Raw genomic sequence first — 4,657 nt, forward strand, 5'->3', positions numbered from 1 at the left:
ATCGCTAAAAAAAGTCCCAATGTTGGCTCTGGCTGGCGGTGGACTCCTTCTTTGGCAAGGTCCTCGGCTTTGTCTGTGGAAGAAGGACGATCAAAACCAGTAAGCTCCTTTGGCAGCAGATCAAGCACCTACCGACGATGGGCTATGGCACGGACTTGCTGAAGGCCTACGAGAATTTCATTCCACAGGCCAAGCATTACGCGGGAAAGACCTTCACCACACAAATCGAATCACTCAACTGCCGACTCAGGCATTATCTAGCCAGGCTCCATCGTAAAACACTTTGCTACAGCAAATCAAAAATGATGTTGGAAGTCTCTTTGAAACTGCTCATCCATAAGCTAAACAACCCTTAAGCTCCAACGCCTGTGGGTAAATTGTAGAATGGAGATTCACTTTTTGGCCAAAACTCCGGGCTGGTTGTTCCAGCTGTGAGTTTGTTCAGTTTGTGAGTAACATAAATCCAATGTAATGGGCGCGCAGCAGCATCTGCTATCGTGGCCCCGAGTAGAATTCCTCTATTTTTTTGAAGACTTTTCATTGGGTGTAGCAGCACTAAATTGATTTCAATTAAAGATATTAAACACTAATTAAATTGCTAATTTACCCAATATTTTGGACCTCGTCTTCAAATATTTACGAAAACTTGCGCTATCGAATAGCAAAAAATATCTGAGCAAGACGCAAAGGAAATAACTAATTTTCTGGAATTAAAACATTGTTTATATTTCGATTTCTGTCATCAAAGTAACTTTTGGCCTCTTTGAGTAACGCAAAGAATGGGTAGTCAGCCTGCCCACTTTGAAAACTCCTGACCAAAAACTTCTATCTTGCAGAATGCAGTTGAAATAAAATTGATACAGCTGTTGAAGCTAAAACATTCTAACGCTTAGAGCTGTAGTGAGAGAAGAATAAAACATATTATTCGGAAGGAGGACCTCCGCATTTCGTCTATGACGAGTAGCAGTCGCTTGCAAACAATTGAATTAATCAGAGCAAGATAATCTCATTCAAATGGGCTAGGATGAGTCTAAATTCTCAACAGAGGTGTGATGGTAAAGTTGAGGAGAAAATAGATTATTGAGTAAGCTTCTCTGTAGATGCTCATCAGCAATAAAAAAACGATTTACTTCACTTGGTGCAAGATGGTTTGCACAAGTGTTTTGCACAAGTCGAAAACACTGTTGACAACACAGCAAAACCAACTAGGACAGCGACTCCCTTTTCAAATTGTTCATATCCACCAACACCTACTACCATTGCACCCCCCAGCACACCAAATCCCATCTGAGTAGCTCCAACAATTCCGGAAGCACTTCCCCCAAGTTCTCCTGCAGACGCTATAGCTCCCATCGTCGTTGTTGCCATTACAAACCCAGCCGAAAAGCCAAAGAAAAAGCTGGGAATTCCTATCAAAATAGGGTGGCTCACGCTTAGTAAGCTGGGCAAAAGCAAAGCACTAATCGCAAAAATAGATAATACACCTCCTAGTTGAGCCATTCTTTCGAGGCCTAGTTGATGAACCAGATGCTTTGTTAAGAAATTTCCAAAAGCAAAACCAATTGGGCTGAACATAAACCAGAAACCAACTTCTGCAGTATTGACTCCTATCCTCTGATACTCAAAAGGAATGAAGCCAATCATTGTAAACCAGATTCCAACACAACAGGCGGAAGCCAGCATGAAGGCTAAGAATAATCGATTGGTCATAAGTGCGAGATAATCTCTTATAAAATTTCTCAACTCAATTCTTTTTAGTTGTTGAAGGTTGGTTTCAGGAAGGAGGATCATGTTCAATACAAGCGGCACCATTCCTGCGAGGAAGATTCCCAGCATAACCCCCCTCCAGCTAACCAGATCAGTAATCAGGCCCCCAAAAGCGAAGCTACAGATAGGCACAACAAGCATAATACCTGTGATCAGTGCGAGAGCACTTGCACTCTCTAAACGGCCATAAGAGTCATTGATAATCGCTCTGATAATTGAATAGACTGAGGCAGCACCAAATCCCTGAAGGATTCTTGCTAGAATTAACGTTTCAAATGATTCAGCCAAAGCTGCTATCAGGCCGCCAAGTGCTAAAATAGCTAGGCCAAAGAATAATGGCCGTCGACGGCCATAGCGATCTGAGAAAACACCATAAATCAATTGAAAAACAGCTAGCGAGATAAAGTAACTGGATAAAAGTGACTGTGAATCAGACTCATCAACACTGAACTGCTCAGTAATAGAACTAAGAGCCGGAGAAATGATCGTTGTTCCAACTGTGCCACAACCCATGTTCAAAACTAAGAGCCAGATGGCTACCTTTTGTGGCATGTCGGACTAGTTTTTGAGAATTGAGAAAACAAGTTTTGATGACAGATTTCAAGGATCAAGAGAGGCTACTTGGAGTTATCATTTGCACAAAAGGCCAACATGATTTGATATGGTTCCAGAATGTTTTTGGGATCTCTGTGGAACTATCTTCTGGCAAGAACAAAAAATTTCCTAAGGATCGTTGCAATCTACTTTTTCTATATTTTCACCATGGAATCCTCTCTCCATCCCAGGCGTAGAAGGCACCCAAAGGATTCTTGTCCACACGCTCTATGACATCCATCATACGTTTTACACTATATTCGGGAGTGAAGAGATGGTCTGGATCCATGTTTTTGGAAAAAGGGGAACTCAGATTCGTGTCTACGGTGCCAGGATGAAGAGCAAGTACTTTGACATTCGGGCAACTACGATTGAATTCAATTGCAATATTGCTGAGCATCATATTCAGCATAGCCTTTGAGCCCCTGTAGCTATACCAACCACCAGCTCGGTTGTCCTCAATACTTCCGACTCTCGCAGAAATAGCAGCAAAGACAGCCTCTTTTTTGTGCCTCATTAACTTCATGAAATATTTAGCCAGCAAGACAGTAGGAAAGGTATTGACCCGCACCGCTTCAATAAACTGCTCCTCATTAATTTTCCGCAGGCTTTTCTCAGGCCCATGGTCACTTTTATGAAGATAGCCAACACAGTTAACAAGATAGTGAATTTCGGACACCTCTTCACTAACTACCCTTGCAATTTCCATCATCCCCTCTTCTTTGGTACTATCGGCTTTTATAGAGCGAATACGATCGGGATAATTCTGTATCAAAGTCTCCAACTTCCTACTGTGAACTCCTACCCCTGTATCTGATCGATAAGTAACAAACACTTTGCTTGCACCACACTTGAGTAGCTCTTCAACAAACTGAGATCCTAATCCCCCGTTAGCACCATTGATCAAAGCATTTTCAAATCTATACATCCTTACTCCTTGTTTAATTCTCAATAATAAAATTTTAAATTTTTTTCGAGATTAGCTTGTTCTGATTTTCTTTTGAGAAATTCATTTCTCGGCAGAATTCTCGGGGATCTTTTCTAAATGAAGTAGTTCACTGCCTTAACTCAGTTTTGCAGATTAGGGTGAGCGCTTTTTTGGAAAAGATAAGTGAGTTGATTATATCATTAGCGTCCTCTCTCTTCTATTAACTCATCATCTAACTGGGTGGAATAAGTTGATCGTACCATCAGGCATCGCAGTGTTGCAGAATATTTCTCTGCCACTTGCCTGCTGATTGGAGGAAACGCAAATGATGAAAACAACTAAAATCAATTTAATAGAATGTGTCAGCAGTCTAAGTTGTTAGTTAGTTAGTTAGAACATGCTTCTGAGTCACCGAAAAAAGAAAAAAAGCAATTAAAAAAAGAAACACATAAAACTTCTTCTTTTGTGAAGAATAATGTCAGTCAAAAAAATATTATAATTAATAATATCAATATTTTATATAAATAATTCCGATGGCATAATTTTCGGAAAAGTTACAGTTCCAAAATATCGATCCCGATATTTATTTTTAGCAATTCTAAAAGAGTAGATCTGTAAAAAATTTGATGCTATTCATTCTGCTTTCAAGTACAGCAATTGCGATGGCTGGCAGCGGTCACATGAAAAATTTGGTTGAGATGGCGGCAGGCAATGATGCCTTCAAGACCCTGGTAGCAGCAGTGAAAGCTGCAGGACTCATGGAAACTTTGGCCGGCAAAGGGCCATTTACAGTCTTCGCACCGACAAATGAAGCATTTGCTAAACTGCCTGAAGGTACAGTTGAAAGTCTGCTGAAGCCAGAAAACAAGGACAAATTGATCTCTGTTCTCACATACCACGTCATCCCTGGCAAAGTAATGTCCAAGGACATTAAGCCAAGTCAAATGGTTAAGACTGTCACTGGACAGCAGGTATCAATTAAACTTTCTTACGGGAAAGTACGTGTTGACGGAGCTAATGTGACTGCAGCCGATGTGGAAGCCGCAATGGTGTAATTCATGTCATTGATTCGGTGATTCTTCCGAAGAGCTGACTCCTTCTTCATCTGTTCTTTGATCAATCGCTGGCCCTATCTGGGCCAGTGATGGCCTCTGAAAAGTTAGTTTGTGTTGGTTCCCTAAAAATAGCCTCTGCAAACTCTCTCACATGCCCCGAACACAGTTTGAAAAAATTAACCGAGAAACCATGATTGATATCATATTAGGAAGTTTACTCATCTTTGCAGCAGTTGTGTTTGCAGCGCTGCTAGCGCTATTTGTATTGTTTAGAAAACAAAAAAAGAAACACGAGCACGATTATTGGTGTCAC

At 40.9% G+C, this 4,657-nt stretch carries 2 protein-coding genes and 2 pseudogenes; 2 read left to right on the plus strand and 2 right to left on the minus strand.

All coding sequences use genetic code 11. From position 1 onward, the window contains the following. Positions 1–29: 29 nt before the first annotated feature. Positions 30–356: pseudogene (locus P8O70_19385) on the plus strand (IS1 family transposase). A gap of 775 nt (positions 357–1,131) precedes the next feature. Here P8O70_19385 and P8O70_19390 read toward each other — a convergent pair. Then, on the minus strand, positions 1,132–2,319 hold the full coding sequence (locus P8O70_19390; protein ID MDG2199004.1) for an MFS transporter: 1,188 nt from the start codon (positions 2,317–2,319) through the stop codon (positions 1,132–1,134). A 205-nt stretch (positions 2,320–2,524) separates the two neighbouring features. Next, positions 2,525–3,289 (minus strand): SDR family NAD(P)-dependent oxidoreductase, encoded by a 765-nt coding sequence (locus tag P8O70_19395; GenBank protein MDG2199005.1) that lies wholly within the window; start codon positions 3,287–3,289, stop codon positions 2,525–2,527. Positions 3,290–3,915: 626 nt separating this feature from the next. On the opposite strand from P8O70_19395, the pseudogene P8O70_19400 reads away from it, so the two are divergent. Further along, positions 3,916–4,382 (plus strand): annotated as a pseudogene (locus P8O70_19400) (fasciclin domain-containing protein). Positions 4,383–4,657: the final 275 nt, after the last annotated feature.

Source organism: SAR324 cluster bacterium, from assembly GCA_029245725.1.
Taxonomy (GTDB): Bacteria; SAR324; SAR324; order SAR324; family NAC60-12; genus JCVI-SCAAA005.

Coding starts and splice junctions, on each gene's coding strand:
- P8O70_19390 (MDG2199004.1), bottom strand. CDS start 2,319: ATGCCACAAAAGGTAGCCATCTGGCTCTTAGTTTTGAACATGGGTTGT.
- P8O70_19395 (MDG2199005.1), bottom strand. CDS start 3,289: ATGTATAGATTTGAAAATGCTTTGATCAATGGTGCTAACGGGGGATTA.